Origin of the sequence: Haloferula luteola (assembly GCF_014201715.1) — a bacterium.
Taxonomy (GTDB): domain Bacteria; phylum Verrucomicrobiota; class Verrucomicrobiia; order Verrucomicrobiales; family Akkermansiaceae; genus Haloferula; species Haloferula luteola.
In genome coordinates this window covers 40,492-60,312 of the sequence record NZ_JACHFD010000022.1, presented here as the reverse complement: position 1 = coordinate 60,312, position 19,821 = coordinate 40,492, and the positions used below count along the sequence as shown (strand labels likewise).

The following is a 19,821-nucleotide window of genomic DNA, read 5'->3' as shown; positions in this document are numbered from 1 at the left end:
AGCTGCATCAGGGGTTCTCCACCGACTCCACCTGATAAAAACGGGTAGCCGGCAACCCGTCAGGGAAGTATTCAAAGAGCTGGAAGTCGATGCGCTCTGATTCCGGGCGACCATCGTCATCGCCATCCGCATCAATGGTCGCCGAATAGTCCGTGACCGGGACCCGCTGCCATGGCCCGGGCAAATCACCCCATCGCGGATAGATCTGCACATACGCATCGGAACCCACCCGACGATGCACGCTCATCGTGGTCGTGATGAAGGGCGGCTGCATCACATGCCCAAACCTCAACGGAATCGCATCGGCCCCCAACGGTTGAGTCAGGAACACCATCTCGTGAAGATTCGTCCGTCCATCTCCATCCGGATCCGCATCCATCTCGAGCAACGCGAGGTCGAAATCCTCCGCCAAATCCCCAAAGCTCTCCTTCACCCAGTTCCAGTAAAGCTCGTCCTCGGCAATCCTCACCCGCAACACCGCACTCGCCGACTTCCCATTCGCCGTCGCCGTGAGCGGCACCTGATAGGTCCCTGCATCCACCTCCGTCGTGTCCCACGAAAATCGCCCCTGACCACTTCCAAGATCTGCGAACACTCCACCGGGCGTCGTCGACACCTGAGCGGATAGACTCACCGCATCTCCATCCGGATCCACCGCGACCACATTCACCTGATAGACCGACCCTTTCACCCATAGGACCACGGGCACCTGAGTGAATGCAGGAGGCAAATCCGTATCCTCCGAGGGCTGCACCACCACGGAGAAACTCATCACTGCCGACTGTTGGGGAGACCCCGAATCGGACACCGCCACCTGGAAGAGATGCGTTTCCTCTTCCGAAATCTCTCCTGCCGACCATTGGATCACCCCCGTCGTAGGGTGAATCGAAGCCCCTACAGGCGCTTCCACCAATGAATAAGTGAGCGATTGCTGCGGCGAATCTCCATCCGTTGCATCCACATCCACAATCAGCACCCCACCCGCTTGCAAAGTTTGCGGTCCCACTTGCGAAATCACCGGCGGATCATTCACGTCGGACACCGTGAGCAGGAATCCTTCATTCCCGACGGCCGGGGGCGACCCGGCATCGGTCGCAACCACGACTACCGAAACCGAGCGCCCGCCATCGGTTTCTCCCGTATTCCACCGAATCAGGCCCGTCACCGGGTCAATCGTGATTCCCGGCACACTGGAACCTAGCGACCACCGGATCAGCGAACCCGCGCCGTCAGGATCCGTCGCCGTCGCTTGATAGGTGAACACCGAGCGCTCAGCAACATTCTGATTCGGAATCGAGGCGATCACCGGAGGAGCATTTTCCGCCAATGCAGTGGTCGTCGCTTCCGCCACCGCCGATTTCGTCTCCCGATTGCCCGCCGAGTCAGTCGCCACCGAATAGAACGCGTACGTTTCCCCTGGAGTGCCCGGGTAAATGCCCGCCGTCTCCGTCACCCGGCTCCGCCACAAGGTAAAGGGAGCCCCATTCGCAGAAACATACACATCGTAGAACGCGACGCCTTGATCATCGCTCCCCGTCCAGAAAACTGGAATTTCCGGCACACTTTGCGCCGCCAGTGCCATCACCGAACTGGTGGGCGCCGTCACATCCGCCGGCCCTTTCGGTTGATACGTCAAGGTATAGACACCACTACTCTCACTATCCGCAAGATGGAGAATGTGTTCATAAATCGGCCGGCGGCCGGCACCAATGAAGGTTCGATCCGTCTGCCAGGCATTGAAATCTATCGGCAGCATCCGGCCATCTGCACGCTCCACAGATGCGAGTCGATAAGCACCTTGCGCAGGATCCGGCACACGAATGTACGTCCAGCCTGTGAAGGCACCGACATCAAGAGTGAGGGTGAGACTGCCTCCCCCCAAGGTGCCCGCGAATGTCCCGGACTCCTTCACCGTAACGAGGTCCGTTCCTCCATCACTGTAATGGATAGTGTCCGGATAGTCGTTCACATCCGCCACATCGTTGGTCAGGAAGTCCGGAGAACTGTCGTCATGGCCTCCATCGAAGGCATACACAGAGTGAATCATCTCGTGGATCTCCACGCTCTCCAGCAAGGAAATCCGCGGATCTCCAAGACCCGTGACGTGCTCAAAGGTCGCATCGTAGTCGATGAACAGCCCCTGCAACGTCGACGTCATGTAAAACGTCGCGATGCTACGATCGCCCGGCTCGAGATCTCCAAATTCCGCAGTCAGAGATGGAGACAGTGACTGCCCATCCACCTCGGTGCCTATGATCTTGAAGTCAATGAACAGGCCCTTCTCGTTTTCGACGATCTGCGGCTGACCTGAGATGATCTTCAGATCCCGCGCCGGACCAAAACCGTGGTTCTCCACCATCACCGCCAGCTTGTAGGGAATCGCCGGTTCAATCGCGTCGGTATAGGGATCATCACTGAACACATCGCGCTGGTGGAAATACTTCAATGCCAGCGAAGCATCCGGACGCACCGTGATGGGAACATTCTCCACCGGGATGATGAACTCGGTCCCATCCTGAGTGTAAGTGATCACCCCACCCACCGTATACTGCACGGCTTCAGTGAGTGCCGCCGTGTCCCGAGGAATGAGCGTCCACTTCGCACTCCCCGTGGTCGCCGCATCTAGGCTCCCCGTGCCGTCAATCGCGCCCAGACCCACCAGCTTCGTCACCTGAATGTTGAAGAGGTCGTCCGATGGCAGCCCATTCGCATCGCGAATTTGCAGGTCGAAACCAATCTCGCTGACCCCCACGTCGTCGCGCTCGTTCTCAAGAACCAAGGTCGCATCAAAGGCCGTCCGAGTCATCACGAGATCTTGGCTGATCTCGATCTTCACGCGCGAACACACGCCACCTTGCCCTTCCAAAATCGTTTGTTGGAAGGCCCGGATCGCCACACCAGTTTCTTCCATCGGATCCGCATACCCTAACTCTCGACTGGTGTCGTAGGCCGAGACCATCTTCTCCGCCGCCAGCTTCAAGCGAGAATCCTGAATGAAATCCAGATCTCCACCCTCAGGGACATCGTCCACTTCATAAATCCCCAGCTCTGCGTAATCGAGGGTGCGATTCCAGCGCTCCACCACCAATCCCAAGAGCGCTTGCTGATCTGCCTCCAGCATGGAGGCAAAGGTTTCCAGATCGATTCGCTCATTTGCCGTAATGCGGATGCCTCCTTCGCTCGATGCCAACGCCCGCGCGAAGAATTGCTGACCCCAAAGCTGCACCTCCTCGTGCTCGACCAACAACAGGCGCTCACGTGTCCCAAAGATCACCGCAAAATAATCGAGGATCGCCTCGGACCGCGACAACGCAGGGGCCACCTCAGCCGCATAGCTTCGCACTTCCGTGCTCAAGGCTTCCGTCCAAGGGGATCCAATCACGAAGAACAAATCATTCGCGTCCTCCTTCGCTACCTTCGAGCGGGTTCCATCTCCTCCACTTCCTCCCCCGCCGCCGGCACCTCCGCCTCCTCCCGTACCACAACCCATCACCGCCTTGATACAGAAGAAGCCGTTCACCGCGGCGCCGAGCCCGGGAATCGGCACCGCATCCGCCGCGCATCCGATCGCAGATTCCAAACAAGTGCTCCCCGCATCCGAACCTTTCCCATCACCAAACACCGCATCTCCAGTCTGATAGATGCACTTGCCGATGCTGTAAGGGCACCCAAGGGGAGTGAATCCAATGAGGCACTCCAAAATGGCTTGTTGCACGCACGGATCGCACGCATCCGCCGACGCAAACGACACCGCGCTGCCACTCGCGCTCCCCCCTCCACCACCACCGCCGCCACCACCGCCACTGAAGTAGCCGCCGTGGAAACCAATGTAGCCGCCGCTCGAGCCACCCGAGCCACCGCAATTCCCCTGCACCCCACTCACCGCAATGGGTGCGCTCTTCGACGGGTTCTCCGGACCACAAGGATACGAATAATTGAATTTCCCGCCCGCACCACAAGGCACGCTACCTCCTGCCTTGGTAACCAGCTTAGCTCCCTTTGCCGTCTTTGCACCCTCGGGAAGCAACACGATGTTTCCTTCTTCGTCGAAGACCCCCACTCTCCGAATCGTCACTGGCACCACCAGTGAACTCTTCGCCGGGATCGTTCCCACATTTTTGACCAAAGGCGTAAACTCGTAGAACGGATGATCGGAGAAATCGAGGAGACCTTCATTCGCCGCAATGAACCCCTGATTCGTCAATGTGAGGTTAACGACCTTGCTCTGACCCAAGGCCACCAAATCATCGACATCGATCCGAGCCGGCGAAATCGTCACGACAGGAGCCGGCACATTCGTCTCAAACGTCGTCTCCACGGTGATCCGGTAGACGTCCTCGATTTCCACCTCCTCAACCGTCCAAGTGTAGTTGACCAGCTGCTTCGAGATAAACACCAACTCCTCACTCTGCTCGCCCGCCATCAAGAAGTAGTTGTTCGAGTAGCGATCGTGCCGATCAGCACTCACCTCGAGCCGATACCAAGCTTCAGGCACATCGTCGAACTGGACCGTCCCATCGACTCCCGTCGTCGACCTCGCGACCACTGCCGAGGAGATCGCATCCCTCAGCACCACCTCAGCACCCTCCAAGGCCGGTGCTGCCTCCGTGAAATAGTACAACTCATCCACCACCTTGACTTGAAGGTCGCCCGTCAAATCCGACACCACCCGGAATCGATACGGAATCGACCGTGATCCTCCATTCTGCGCATTCAAAGCCAAGTTGCCAGAATACTGGGTCAGGTCGACTTCCGAACCGGGGGCGAGTTGCAAGGAGACCCCCGCCGTCGCACCCGGAGCCAGCGAAGGAAGCGTCGCGGAAGACGCAAGTGACATCCATGGAATGTCAGGCAACAAAACCTGAATCGATCCGGACGCCAACCCACCAGTATTCGTCACCGTGAAGCTCACCGACTGAGTTCCTCCACGCAACACCGATGCGGTCAAAGTACCCGGTTGGATGGACAATACGGGCACCAAAAGATCTGCCCGAACACTCAGCCCCACCGTCAGGGATACGCCTTCGTCCGTGGTGGCCGTCAGCGGGAAACGGCCACTCCCTGAGAAGCCATTTGCCGCCGAAATCGTCAGGGGCACCACCAACTCCTCGCCCGCAGGAACCGTCGTGGCCGTAAGTTGAGGAGTCACCGTCAACCCCGTTGGCAAATCCCCAAGAGTCACCTGAAGGTCCGTGAGGTCTCGACCGTTCGGGTTGCGCACCACCGCATTCGCCACCACCGTTTCCCCTTCATTCAACCGCACTGTCCCCGGTGGATCGAAGCCCATAGTGAGGATCTCGAAATGGTCTTGTTGAGGGGCGGAAGGCAAACCCGGATGGCTCGCTCCAATGGTGTAAAGCCCGCCTTCATTTTGGAGCGGATTCCAAACGGTCGAGAACTCACCCAGCGAGTTGGTCACTGCGGCAATCACCCGCTCCGTGCCGTTGCTCTCAATGTGAATGTTGACCATCGAAAACGCCGCAGGAGTTCCACCGTCCTTCGTCGCTGAACCATAAAAGGTCACCGGCGTGTTTGCAGGAATCACCTCAGCATCCGTTTGAACCGTCGCGGAATACGCCGCCCTCACCTGAATCGGCAACGCCGATACCGCGGTGTTGTTCGTCTCGGAAATCTCCGTCACCGAGAGCCCCGGATCCACTGTCACCACCAGATAGTAGTCACCCACGGCACGAGGCGCGAAAATCGATAGGTTCCGGCCGTAACTTCCCTCCGCCAATACCGTCCCATTCTGCTCCACCTGCCGCACGACAATATCATCCGCACTCGGAGTGGGATCGAGGGAGAGCAACACTCTTTCCAAGAACGGCTGCTCAATCGCTGCCGGCCCGTAATTGTGGATCGTATAATTGACGGTGAAACTTTGCTCCGTAAGCACCCGAGTCGGACCACTCAAGGCCGCCGGCACCAAATCCGGCAAGCCCACATCGCTCACTGAAACTTGTGCCAGTCCATCGACATACCCCGCTGCGGAGGCCCGTGCCGTCACCAGGCGAGTTCCCGAAGTGCTCGAAACCGGAACACTCACCGGGACCTGCATCTCCGTCACATTCGCGGAAAACTGCACCGATGCAGGCAAACTCAAATCACTCCCCGGGGATTGGGAAAGGCTCACCGTGAGCCCCGAGGTCGGATCCCCACCCTGCCGCCGGAGGGTGAAATTCACCGCCGCTCCTTCATTCAACAACGGCTTCGGCGATGCAAAACTCAGCACGGGCCCATCATCATCGCGGACCTCCAGAGACACGGTCGTCGCCGCCGCCACTGCCGTGTCCCCCACCCGCACCTCTGCACCCAACGTCGCGGTCGCATTCCCATCCGACATCGCATTGTCCGTGATCGAAGCCGTGAACGAAGTCACCGTCGTTCCCCCAGGAATCGTGACATAGCTCGGGACCTGAACTTTCGAAGTCCCCGTACGAGTCAGATAGACCCGCAGTGGAACATTTTGCACCGCCGCTCTCCGCACTCGGCCAATCACCGATCCAACATCCTCAGATACCGACACCTCATCCAGCTCCAGAGAAATCTCCGGGTACGGGGAATCGGCGAGATACAAAGCAGCCACCGCATCCTGGTGCTCAGACGCCGTCGCCGTGACATACAGTGTGGGCAACAACTGAATCACCGCATCCACACGGCCCACCAACGTGAAATTTGCCTGCGTGGAACCTGCCGGGATCACCACTGGCGGAACACTTTCCATTCGCGAAGGAATGCTCGTCGTGATCTGTACTGTCACATCACTGGCCTCCGCCACCGGAATCGACACCGTCCCCGTCACCGGCACGCCTTCGCCCACCGTGTTGTTGTCGAAACTCAAGCCCAAGGCAGGGAACTCCCGAACACGGGTCACCTGCACCCGATTTGAGGCATCGCTATTCCCCGCACGATTGCGAGCAACTGCGTGGAACTGACTCGTACCGGTGGGCAACGAAGCCGCGTAAGTCATCACCCCCGAGCTATTGGCGTATCCCGAGAAAAGGAAGACATCGTCGCGGTAAACCCTCAAGTTGGCATTCGGAAGCGAACTCACTCGCAAATTCACCACTGGCTCCTCAATCGTCACCCCAGTGAGCGGCTCCGTGATCGTCGGAGCATCCGGCACCGCCAGGGCCACGTCCACAGCTCGCGTCACCTCAGAGAAAGTCCCAGAAGTATCGTAGACACGAACCCGCACTGAGTAGGAACCATCGGAAACGTTCCCGATGTTCCAACTCGCCCGCAGTCCATTCGACGGACTGGTATCGGTGCCAATCAGGATCGGCGTGCTCGTTCCCTCCGGAAGATAGTAGAACGATGCCGAAACCACGCCCTGATTGTCCGTGGCCGTCGTTTCCAATACTCCCGCTGCCGTAAATGTTTCCCCCGGCGTGATTTCAATCCCATCCCACGTGAACGTCTCAATGACTGGCGGCTGAGCATCGATCGTGAACGCGGAATTCGCCACGCCACTCGGGTTGAAACCCGCCTTGAACCCGCGAGCGCGAACCGTGGTGCTCGCTCCCACCATGAAAGATCCCGTGTAAACCTGCGACGCCGTGGTCGGCTCACTCCCATCCGTCGTAAAGTAAAGCGTCGCACCACTCGTCGCCGTCGCCATGGAAACCTCCACCGCTTCATTGTAAGTGCCCGCCGTCGGGGTGATCACCGGAGTCGCAACCGTTTGCGAAAACTCTGCATCCGAGAACCACTGGCTCTGCGGAATCGCCGCCTTCGGTTCGCTGAACGAACTCCACAGCAACCTCGCGACAGCATTTCCCGTGCTTTCCCAATACTCCACCTTCACCTCATAGAGCTGGCCCGCTTCCAACGCCACGGCTGCCGAAACCCGCTCCCGTGTCCCACCGGCATTGAAATCATTGATCAGCAACTCGCTCCCGTCTTCAAACGTTCCGCTGCGATCGAGATCCACCCAGACCCGCATGCCATCGTCCTGAGAGGTAAAGAATGTGTAATCCTCACTGAAACGCGGAATCAACCTCCCCGTCCAGCGAACCGAGAACGTATCCGGCTGGATCGCCGGATCCGGTGACCCCGTCGAAAATGCAAAATCGATATTCGGATCGACCCGGGTCAGCGATGAGCCCGTGAAATCCTCATTATCGAAGTAAGTCCCCAGCAATCCATCGCCACTCGAGGGAGGCTGGCCGATCAGATAAGTCGCTTCACTGAATGCGCTCGCATTGAATCCCTCCGCAAACGCCCTTGCACGAACCCTCGCTGATCCACTCAAGGAGATCGGGCCAACATAGAGTGCCGATAACTCATCGGGCGTACTCCCGTCCAGTGTGTAGCGGATCTCGGCACCCTCCGTCACTGAGCTCAGAACCACCTCCACACCACTTGGATACAAGCTCGCAGGAGACGGGGAGAACGCCACCGTGCCTGCCGAGGTACTAGCAATGCCATACACTGCCCGAATCTCCTGCTCAAAGGTTTCCCGCTCCAGATCCCCAAGCGCCGTTTGGTAGATCACAACCTCCGCCATCGTTCCCGAATAGTAGGCATCGGAACTCCAAGGACTCTTCCCGATCAGGTTCACGGTCCGCAGGATGTTCTGTGGCAGGGGAAAAGTCGCATCCTCTGCCACCAGAGAACCATTTTTATAAAGCTTCACCGACCCATCAGCTAGCTGACTCACCGTGAAGATCGCATTCCCCAGAGGCTGAATGGTGTCCGCGGCCCGAAGATTGCCCGACCCATTACTTCCACGGAGATCATAAGTGAAATCCCCGGTGGTTCCGTACCTCCCGACAAAAATATTGGCGAAGTTCACCCCCCGGCTCAGATCGACAAACCGTTGCCAGTTGCCCACTTCATTTGGCCTCACCACAAACATCGCGGTGAATCCATCGTCGAAGTCATCAAAACCCTCGGGCAGCTGCAGAAAATCGTTGGCGCCGTCGAACTCCAACCCGGGAGCCCCACCAACTCCGTCCACCATCCACAGTGGTCGCTGGGCTTCCGCCGATTGAGCCGCATCGTGACCTTTCCCGGACAAATCCCTCCATACTTCGACGCCCGAAGATCCATCCACTTCTGCACCGACCGCCCCACGCAACCACACCAGCATCGACTCCCGCTGCGGCGGAGTCGGAGCACCAGCATCGATGAAAAACGCACCTTCCGTGATCTCGCTTGCGATTTGACCGGGGGCGAATGCCCGCGCCAGCACCAGACGATCCTGATTCACCAAGAAAGGAGCTCCATACAGAGCAGAGGATTCATCTGGATCACTACCATCCAACGTGTAGCGGATTTCTACCCCCGGCGTCGGGTGGCTTAGCGTCACACTCCGCCCAGAAGCAAACAAACCCCCAGCAGGCGACATCACTACCGGCAAAAGCGGCTCACCGGACAGACCGTAGCGAACGCCGATCGAAGCCGACACCGCTTGTCTCTCCTCCGGCTCGAGCACCCGATCATAAACAATCAACTCCACCAAATCCGCATCGGTCGGCTGGAAGTAGGTCCCCTCACCCCCCCCCACCGCAATCCTGCCTAGATTCCCCAACGGATTCGCATCCGTCGTCAGATCCACTCCATTGTAAAAATACCGAGAATCCGAAGTCTCCTGAACGGCCACGGACAAAGACGGCACGTTCGCGCGGATCGAATGCTGGGTGATCCAACCATCCGCATAGTAACCCTGCGGACTTCCATGGAGCCCAAGCAGCCAGTTGTTTCCCGAGCCACTTTGCAACAACCGCCCACGTGTTCCCGGGGCCTGTTGATAAACCATGAAGACCGTAGACGGTCGCCCCACCAGATAATCCACCGGACCCAGCATCCCGTCGTCGTCACCATCAAATCGAACGCTGGGCACCGCAGGGTCATCGGTTCCCGGAACCCGGAAAACAAAACCCGCCGAGCCCAAGTATCGATTGTCGCCCACCCGACTTCCCGGAATCGCCGTACTCGTCCCGTAGCGGCTGACGGCCGGAAAGGTTAGAGAGGGATGCAACGCCACTGAGAAATTCTCGGAGCTTTCGTAGGTATTCGCTCCGTTCCACCCTTGCGACTCCAGGAAATACCTCCCCGGCACCAAGCTTAGGGGAGATCCGAAATTCAATCGGCGCTTTCCTCGATCCAGGAACCCAGGCTCTCCAGGAGTAAACGTCAGCGTCGCCATCACTTCCGCGCTCGAGTCGTCCGCCGGCTGGTCCGGGGTGCCTCCATCATCCAAGCGGTGGAGTCGGACCACGATGTCCTCCGCGAATCCGTCGCCCGCGCTGTCAAACACAGAGAACCCCATCAGCTCAATGGTTTCCTCCACGATGAAATCCGTCCCAATCCAGCCCGAGTAGACCCCTGTCACCGATCTCCCCGATTCCTTGGGGGCCACTTCAATTTCCGAGCCGCCAAACCCATGCTCCACCCACCGGGGAGCTTGTCCACCATCGGCCTGCACCACGTCCCTCCCGTGACCAGAAAGATCGCGCCACCTCCGAACACCTCCATTTCCATCGAGCTCGATGCCCCGGTCTGCACGGATCCAAAAGCCGGGATCCGTCACCGGCAAAGGATGTTGACTCGCATCTCCATAGTAGGTGGAAACCGTATCACTCGGCTGCCAACCTGAACCCATCGCCAGCGCCTTCACCTCCGTCCCACGGGCCACCACAAACGGCCCCGAATACAGGGAAGAAGAACCGTCAGGCTCACCGCCGTCAGTGGTATAGCGAATCTGAACGGAATCAGACGAAGTCGAAAGCGTGACCGTCACCTCGCCGCTGCCATAGTTGGATAGCGGATCGATTCTCGGCTCCGGTGCCATCGGAACCTCGTTGCGATGGCGACGGCTCAGATACGCACTCATCCTCTCCAGTTCTTCCGCATCCAACACCCGATCGAAGGCGATCACCTCGGCCACCCGTAGACTGGAAGGATCGATGTTCCTCCCCTCTCCGCCTCCCAATGTCAAGCGACCAGGGTTCGCATTCACCAAACTCGGAGAAACGGTCACCTCGTCCCCATTTCGGTAAACCCGTGTTTCGGTACCGTCATTCACGACTCCGGCAATCAACGGGTGCCCGAAACCAAAATTCTCATATAGAACCCAACCATTCACATAGTACCCATCCGTGCGAAGCTGCCAGGGATTGCCCACCTGATTTTGGAGCAAGTAGCCGAACTGTGAGCCTGCCAACTCGAACGCCATCAACACCGTGGAGGGCCGCCCGAAGTTCACCGAATCGACCGCCAACATCCCATCGTCCACTCCGTCGAAAGCCACCACGCCAGCTGCCGTGGGAACCACCGGAGTGAATCGGAACGTCGCCGCGCCCGTGTAGTCGAGAGCCCGATTGTCAAGAGATCCGGGCCAACTTCCCAGCGAAGTACTGTAGCGCGAAACATTCACAAATTCAAATCTCCCATCTCCGCCTGCCACGCTGTAGCTGCCCTCACGATACAGATCCTGTCCGCTATAACCGTAGGCCAACACGGTGTAGTCTCCCGGCTCCAGGGAGATCGGAGCATCCAGCGCCTGATATCGAATCCCGCCCGAAAGCTCCCCCGAATTCCCTTGGGTAAAGATTCGCTGCGCCAACATCACCCCCGGAGAATCGTCGCCAGGTGTTTGGGGGGTGCCTCCATCGTCACGGCTCCAAAGCTCCACGGTCACGGTGCCTGCAAAACCATCCTTCAAATGATCAAAGGCTCCAAGATGAGTGACTTCGAGCTCCGCCTCGACGACGAAATCTTCGCCCAGGGTTCCCGCCCAAGTGGACGCCCCGGCAATGTCGTCGATCACGATCGCCTGATCCACACCTCGTGCCATCGGTTCCGCCAGCATCGCCGGACGTTTCGACAACACCGTCTGCACCAAATCTCGTCCCCCGCCCGAAAGGTCTGCCCATCGAGCCACTCGCCCCTCCGAATCAGTCGTCACCCCAGCATCAGCCCGCAACCACAAGCCCGCCCCTGCGACAGGAAGATCATCCTCGCCCTCCGCCAAACCGTAGAAAGCCTCCGAAATGCCACTCGCCTCGCCTCCGGCAGCATAGGCCCGAGCCCGCACTCGAGTTCCACGAGGCACCTCCAACGAACTACCAAACAGCGGCGACCCCACCGTCGGCGCGGTACCATCAAGCGTGTAGTGAATTTCAACCCCCTCGACGGCATGATCCAGACTCACCGTCACATTTCCGGTCCCGTAATGGGAAGGGGGCTCAATCGCCACCTCCGGCAGTGGAACCACGGGCTGACCCTGGCGTTCCGCCAAATACTGCTGCACCTCCCACCGCTCGCCTGCATCCAGCACCCGTTCATAAGCCAACACCTCCGCAATTCGCACCTTTGCCGGATCAAACCCATATCCCACGCCTCCACCGAGAGCCAAGCGGCCCGGGTCCGGAGTCGTCAGCCCTGGGTTTTCCGTCCATTCTTCACCATCGACGTAAAAGCGCGTTCCCTCGGAACTGCTTGTCATCCCACCCACCAAGGTCCGGAAGCGCGGCAGATCCACGCCGCTCACCGTTCCATTGGCATATCGATCCGTGCCTCGAACCCACCAACTCCCCGATGCACTCTGCAAAAATCGCCCGTCATCCTCATATTCCAACGTGAAGAAAACCGATGACGGTCGCCCCACCACCGAAGTCGCCCGCGCGAGCATTCCGTCGTCCGTTCCGTCAAACGAAACAGCAGGCAGCGAGCTCGATCCCGCCGTCGGTTGATAAACGAAGTTGCCCGCTCCATTGTACTTCACCGGGTGGCTATCCAAACTCGTCGGCCACACTCCGGGGGTCGATCCATATCGGGACTGTTGGACAAACTCGATCCCATCTTCGCGCCATCCGCCATCACTCGAATTTGCATAGAAATTGGCACCGGTATACCCCCAGGCGAGAATCGAATAACTCCCGGGAGCCAGCGTCACTGGAGCCGCCAACGACTTCACCCGAAAGGGTCCGCTCAGGTCACCCGGCTCGGATGGACTAAATTCCATTTCCGCCAAGACCGTTCCCGGCGAGTCATCTCCCGGCGTCACCGGCGTTCCGTGATCGTCCCGCACGAGCAATTGCACCGTCACTGGAGACGCAAAACCATCGCTCCGATGGTCAAAAGCCGCCAATGCACTCACCTCGATCTCCTCCGTCACCACAAAATCCGATCCCAGCGTCCCCGTGTGATTGTAGCTGCCTTCATCCCCATGGATGGTCCGAATGGCGACACCATCCGAACCGCTTAAGCCTTCCACTTTTGGCCTCACCGAGGCCGTACCTTGCAGGAAATCGTTGCCATTTCCCGTGAGGTCACTCCATCGCAGCACCCCTCCTGAAGAATCGAGTGCCAAGCCGGAATCCCCCTTCAACCAAGCCACCGGATCTCCAGGAGGCAGGTCTCCAGAGCCCTCGTCTCCATAAAATTGCGCAGCCACTCCACTAGCTTCCGTCCCGGCGAGATAGGCCCGCGCACGCACTTCGGTCCCTCGTGGCACACGAATCGCCGCCCCATACAATGCCGACGATCCATCCGGATCACTGCCATCCAGCGTGTAGCGGATCTCAGCCCCGACAGTGTCCGAGCTCAGCGTCACATCGACGTCCCCCGTTCCAAAATCCCCTGGGGGAACCATTTCCGGCGTCGCCGCAGGAGTCTCATAGATCCCGTATCGATCCCCGAAATACTTTTGCATCGAGCGCAGCTCTGCCGTCGACAACTGTCGATCAAAGGCCACCACCTCCACCACTCGTGCCGCCACCGGATCATTCGATCGGCCCTCTCCTCCCCCCAGTGCCAACCGCCCCGGATTCGCATTCACCAAGCCTTCGCCGCTCGTCACATCATCCAGATTCCAAATCGCCCGCGTATCCGTGGCCGTGGAAACCATTCCCGCCACCCAGGGGACTCCCCAGCCCGGCGCAGAGAACCTCACCCAACCCTGCGAATAGTAGCCATCACTCCGAATAGTCCACGGATTCCCCGACGTGTTTTGAAGAAGATAGCCAAAACTGCTATCGTCGATCCGGCTCACCACCCACACCGTACTCGGCCGCGCGAGGTTCAGAGTCTCCCCTCCCAGCAGGCCATCGTCCACCCCATCGAACACCACCGCTGGCCGATGATCCGGTGTGTCCCCTGTCGGAGAAAACCGTAGATTCGCAGATCCTCCATAACGGAACCCCGGAGACGTCAAAGTCGTCGGCCAGGCCCCTGCATTCGAACCGTAACGTGTCTGCGGCGGCAGCTGGATCCCACGCCAAGTCGGACCGTGAATTCCAGTCGAACTCGTGGTCGAATAGTAATAATCAGATCCGGTGAAGCCTGATGCAGTGAGCGAATAGGAACCTGGCGATAAAGTTCGCGGAGCCGCCAACGGCTTCCACCGATAGCTCCCGATCAACTCTCCCGGATCTCCCGCATTGAAGGTGAGCTGCTCCAGTACCGTTCCCTCCAAGTCATCCTCCGCCGTACGGGGCGTGCCGTTGTCAGGGCGGCTCCATAGCTTCACCGTAATTTCACCGGTGATCCCATCCCGCAAATGATCGAAGGCCGCCAACTCACGGATCTCGACTTCTTCATCCACCACGAAATCGATCGAGAGCACGCCTGAATAGGTCGAATTGCCATTCCTAAGCGGCTCCAACCCCACCAACTCTCCCTCGCCCAAGATCCACCCTTCCGCCTCAAGAATCGGACGCTTGTCCGCTTGGGTTTGCTCGAAATCATGCCCATTCCCCGATTGGTCTTCCCACCGTTCGATCCCCCCCGCGCCGTCCTCTACGACCCCGACATCGGCCCTAAGCCACACCTCCGGATCGGCCACGGGCAGCTGGCCGTATCCTCTCGACAACAAAAGGCCCGCCGTCGCTGCGGCCAAGAGGCAAGTGCGCGAAACATGTCTCATTGCAAGGAGTCTTCAATCTGAGTCGGCGGCCGATTCAATCCATTCCGGATCGAACCTTCATGATATTACGTAAGCCTGTGGTGTTCCCGAGGCGAGATTCCCAACTCACCTCCCCGCTTAAGCAGCTTATCAAGCACGACTTATCTCTCGACCTCGGGCGTGAAAGTGCGGCAAACCGTCGACGCTCGCTCTCTCGTTCATTCGGAAAAAATGCTGCGAGAAAATACTTAATCACCCCGAATCATTCTGCACCTCACCGAGCGTCAATCGAACTCCGACCTCAACTCCTGCAGCAACTCACTCGCCGCATCGCGATCGGGGAAATGGGGAAGCGCGGAGGCCGCAAATGCCGCCTTCACGGATTCCAGCTTGTCCTCTGCACGGGCGACGAGGTCTTCATACTCGAATTCGCCGGCGCGCACCTTCAGCAAAAAATCCCGATTCGGACGCCTCACCTGAATCACTCGGTCCCGGGCAATTTCCTCGGCCATGTCCAACAACCTCAAGGTGTGGAGCAGATTCTTCGAATCATACCCGCGCCCATGCTGCGCGTTCGTCGCATAGCGTTCTTCGTTCCGAAGCTCCACCCACTCCCAATACTCCCGGTGGGCTTTGCAATGGGCCTGAAAGGCATCGTGATGGACCGACAGCCACGCCACGGGCCGCTCATTCCGCGCCACGCTGCTGGTCACCAAGGCTCCCGGATCCTTGGCCGAAATCAAACCCCGCAGACCTTTCCCCTCCGATCCCCCATCGTGATAGAGGGCATAGAGGCCCACTGCACCCCGGATGGCCGTCAACCCACACTCCTCCTGGCGCCAACTCCGTGCCTTCAGCCAGTCCTCGACCGGCACACTCCCCTGACCTTCGAGAATCCGACAGAAATGCAGCAACGATTGGCGGATCTCCGGTTGGGGGTTCACGATCTTCTTGTTCAATCCCCGGGCCTTCCGAACCTGAGCCATCGCATACTCCCCAAACGTCGTGGCGCACCGTTTCGACAGAAAATCTTCCGGCTTCACGCGATCAAACAAAGGGTGCTTCCAGCGCACACAATCCTCCGGCATGCCCAACAGCTCAAGAGCGTGAGGGTTGTTCTTCAATAGCAGCTCAAACCACCGCCCCAACTCTTCATACGTTTGGTCATTCCGCTCATCCGCCACCCTCTCGATCTTTTCCAAGCCTCCTAGAAACCCAGCAGGTACCACGAAAACCCCCCGCCGATCCTCATCCGATCTTTCAATCGCTGTTCCATAGGCACGGCTCCCTGCCACAGCGTCAAAAAACAAACAATCCGGCTGGCGGATGCGCTGAAGCGTGAAATCAACCGCCCGCAACTTCGGTCCGGACCTCCGGACTTCGCCCCGCCACAGCCGATCGAGCCCATCCACGTCAGGATGAACCTTCGGGAGCTCTGCCAAGGCTCCATCCAATCGATCGAGCCCTTCCTCAATCCACCCATCGATCATCGGCCAGCGCTCCATCTTCTGGCCTTCACCCGTCGACGCCTTGTGGTCCAGCAACCCCGGAATCGCAGCTCCGACCGCTGGCGGCATCAGCTCCAGCAATTCCTCAAATCGCACGGGGGGAATCCCGCGACCCTCCAGAACCCACTGAGCGCACAACAATGCCCGCAGCGCATACAGGTAGTCTTTCGCCCGCACGGCATCACCCACCAACTTCCCATGCACCATCTGCTTCGCCAGCCCACGGTAGTGGTTGGCCGATGCCTTCGGCCCAAACACCCGCCTCGCCACCTCCCTCCATCGGTCCAAGAAGCCTGGAACCGCATGATAGACCAACGGAGAATGCAACCATTCTACCAACGCACCATTCGAAACACCCAGCAACGCCGCCGCTTTCCGAACATCCCAACCTCCTGCGTCGAAATCGCCGTCGACGGGTCGCTCAATCGTATCGGCGGCCTGCCGCAACGATCCATAACTCCGCTCCCCCCTCACATACAAAAACCGCACATCGTAGTCGCTATCCGGCGAGGCAAATCCCCAAGCCCGGCTCCCCGACTCGCATGCATACACAATCCGCACCCCTTCTTCTGCTTCGATCTCCTCCAAGCGCCGACGAATCTCCCCTACCTGCATCGCCAGCGATCCTTCACCACCTTTCGCCTCATCGGAAGCCCGAACCCTCGCCCCTCGCCCGTCTCCGTTGCCCTCCCGTCCGATCCGCCACCTGGCTTCCTCGCGACCCTTTTCAATCCTTCGCATAGGGGATCCGTCTTTCCCCATGGCACGATTCATGATCGGAGTGTCTCTGCCCGACCATGAAACCGTCCCAACCTGCTGAACCGGTCAACCGCATCCCCCTCCGCATCGCCGAGGAACTCCGGCGATTCCCCCCCTTTTCTCTCCTCAATCCCGACGTCGTCGCCTCCCTCGCCACCCACGCGACCGTGCAGGTCTGGGTCAAAAACGAAGCCATCTGGCGCCAAGGCGTCATCCCCGAAGGCCAGCTCCACTTCCTCGCCAAGGGGCGCGTCGAATACCACTGGAATCGGGAAGGTCACTCCGAATTGGTGGATGTCCGCGACGTCGGCGATCTCCTCGGTCTGACTGCCCTGGCCGAAGGGGTCCCCTATCAAGTCTCGGCCATCGCCGCCGACGATTGCCTCATCTACTCGCTTCCATGGAAGGAGGTGGGGGCCGAAATTGAAAATGCCGACGACGCCCGCAACTACGTGCGCCGCCACCTCTTTTGGCTGACCCGCGTCGGCACCGCCATCACCCCAGCCACCTCCGCCGATGGAGTCACCACCCCTGCGGGCTCCGCAGGCCGCGCCAAAGGCATCCTTCAAGCCCATCTCGACAGCGCGCAGGTCGTCGTCGCCCGCAATCACAACCTCGTCACCTGCGCCCCCTCCGCCACCGCCACCGAGGCCGCCACCTTGATGACCCATCATCAGCTCGAGTCCATTGTCGTGATCGACGAGTCCCGGCATCCCCTCGGCTTCGTCCACGCCACGGATTTGGTTCGCCACATCCTCGTCGATGGCCTACCCCCCTCCACCGCGGTCGAGGCCATCATGTCCTCGCCCGTCCTCGCCGTGCCCGAATTCTCCAGCGCCATCGCGGCCACCCTTCTCATGATGCAAAAACGCGTACCGCAACTCTGCATCACCGAAGACGGCACCACCAACAGCCCCGTCCTCGATATCTGGTCCGACCGCGCCCTCATGAAACAAAGCGGCTACCACCCCGCCGGCTTGATGCGCGACCTCGGCCACGTCACCACCCTCGGCCGTGCCCGCGAACTCTCCGACGAAATCGAACGACTCGCCGGGCTGTACCTCAGCGCCGGAGTTTCCTCCGTCGTCGTCGGCCAAATCTGCGCCGAACTTTTTGACGAACTCCTCCACCGTCTCCTTCAGCTCGCCCTGGCCGAACTCGCCCGCGGCGGCGAAAACTACGATGACGTCCGCTGGGCCTGGCTCTCCGTCGGCAGCGACGGCCGCCGCGAGCAGATTCTCCGCACCGACATGGACAATGCCATCGTCTTTGCTGGAACCGGAGACTCGGAACACGACGAAGCCCTGCGCGAGAAACTCCTTCGCCTCACCCAACGTGTCGTCGCCATGCTCGTCGATTGCGGCATTTCCCGCTGCCAAGGCGGCGTCATGGCCTCCAATCCCCGCTGGTGCCGTTCCCTCGACGAATGGCTCGAAGAACTTCAGCTCGCCGAACTCAATCCCGCCCCCGCCACCATGCTGCGCGCCATCGTCCTCTACGACATGCGCTTCGTCTCCGGCGATGAATCCCTCGTCGGGCCGCTCCGTGAAACCATCTTCACCCGGGTTCCTAAGTCCCCGGGCGTGATGCGCCGCCTCGCCGAACTCGTCGTCAACGCCCAGCCTCCACTCAACTTCTCCGGCCGCTTCGTCATCGAACGCAAAGGGCGCAAAGAAGAAGAATTCGACCTCAAAGGCCGCGCCATCGCCCCTCTTCGCGATGCGGCACGCCTCTGGGTCCTCAAACACGGCCTCAGCCATCACTATTCCACCGGCTCCCGTTGGGTCGACCTTCAAAACAACGTCCCTGAACTCGCCGAACTCGCTCAACTCGCCCGGCAGAGCTACGACGAACTCATGCGCATGCGTGTCCTCAATGGTCTCGCCAACGGCGACTCCGGCCGCTTCGTCGATCCTGAAAAACTCACCAAGCTCGACCGCGCCCGGCTCTCCAACGTTTTCGATGTCATCCGTATGGTCCAAAACCAAGTCCGCACCGAATTTGGCCTCGAACTCCGCCTGCGATGAAATGGCCCTTCTTCCAACATCCGGAGCCCGAAGTCGCCCGCTACCTCGCCGGCACCCCGCGCCGCCTTTCCCGAAACACCCCTTTCTCTGAACTTTCCTTCCTCGTCCTCGACGCGGAAACGACCGGCTTCAACCTTTCCACCGACCGGCTTCTCTCCGTTGCCGCCATGCCCGTCCGCCACGGCCGTGCGGAAGCGGGAGGGCTGCGCTCCTGGCTTTTCCACCAACCCGACGTCGCAATCACCGCCGCCACGCGAATCCACACCATTCTCCCCTCCGATTCCGTAGGGGGAACCCCCGAAAGACAGGTCCTTCAAGAACTCCTCCCCGCAGCGACCGGAGCCCTCATCGTCGGCCATCACATTGGCTTCGACATCGGCATGCTCAACGCTGCCATGCGCCGACACTTTCATACCCCTCTGCGCAATCGAACCCTCGACACCGCGCTCCTCTCCATGCGGGTTCTCGATGCCTTCCGCCGCACCGGCTATTCGAACCAACGCCCTCCCGGACTCGATGAAGTGTGCGCCCACCTCGGACTCTCGATCTGGGAACGCCACACCGCAGATGGCGACACCTTCGCCACCGCCCAAATCTTCCTTCTCCTCTGCGCCCGCCTGCGTCGAAAGCTCGGCCGCGACCTCGTTCTCGGCGATCTTCCCTTCAATTGAAC

The 19,821-nt window shown here is 59.6% G+C and carries 4 protein-coding genes; 2 read left to right on the top strand and 2 right to left on the bottom strand.

What is annotated here, in order from left to right; genetic code table 11:
• Window positions 1-7 precede the first annotated feature (7 nt).
• Both HNR46_RS16890 and HNR46_RS20720 read right to left on the bottom strand, forming a co-directional pair.
• Window positions 8-14,875 (bottom strand): chitobiase/beta-hexosaminidase C-terminal domain-containing protein, encoded by a 14,868-nt coding sequence (locus tag HNR46_RS16890; RefSeq protein WP_184020905.1) that lies wholly within the window; start codon window positions 14,873-14,875, stop codon window positions 8-10.
• Window positions 14,876-15,138: 263 nt separating this feature from the next.
• Window positions 15,139-17,103, bottom strand: coding sequence for a DNA polymerase beta superfamily protein (locus tag HNR46_RS20720; protein ID WP_221285237.1), 1,965 nt, complete (start codon window positions 17,101-17,103; stop codon window positions 15,139-15,141).
• 56 nt (window positions 17,104-17,159) lie between these two features.
• On the opposite strand from HNR46_RS20720, the gene HNR46_RS16880 reads away from it, so the two are divergent.
• A complete protein-coding gene (locus HNR46_RS16880; RefSeq protein ID WP_184020903.1) occupies window positions 17,160-19,148 on the top strand; it encodes a DUF294 nucleotidyltransferase-like domain-containing protein in 1,989 nt (662 codons plus the stop codon).
• Window positions 19,145-19,819 (top strand): 3'-5' exonuclease, encoded by a 675-nt coding sequence (locus tag HNR46_RS16875; RefSeq protein WP_184020901.1) that lies wholly within the window; start codon window positions 19,145-19,147, stop codon window positions 19,817-19,819. Before HNR46_RS16880 ends, HNR46_RS16875 begins: the two co-directional genes overlap by 4 nt.
• Window positions 19,820-19,821: the final 2 nt, after the last annotated feature.

Coding starts and splice junctions, on each gene's coding strand:
- HNR46_RS16890 (WP_184020905.1), bottom strand. CDS start 14,875: ATGAGACATGTTTCGCGCACTTGCCTCTTGGCCGCAGCGACGGCGGGC.
- HNR46_RS20720 (WP_221285237.1), bottom strand. CDS start 17,103: ATGCGAAGGATTGAAAAGGGTCGCGAGGAAGCCAGGTGGCGGATCGGA.
- HNR46_RS16880 (WP_184020903.1), top strand. CDS start 17,160: ATGAAACCGTCCCAACCTGCTGAACCGGTCAACCGCATCCCCCTCCGC.
- HNR46_RS16875 (WP_184020901.1), top strand. CDS start 19,145: ATGAAATGGCCCTTCTTCCAACATCCGGAGCCCGAAGTCGCCCGCTAC.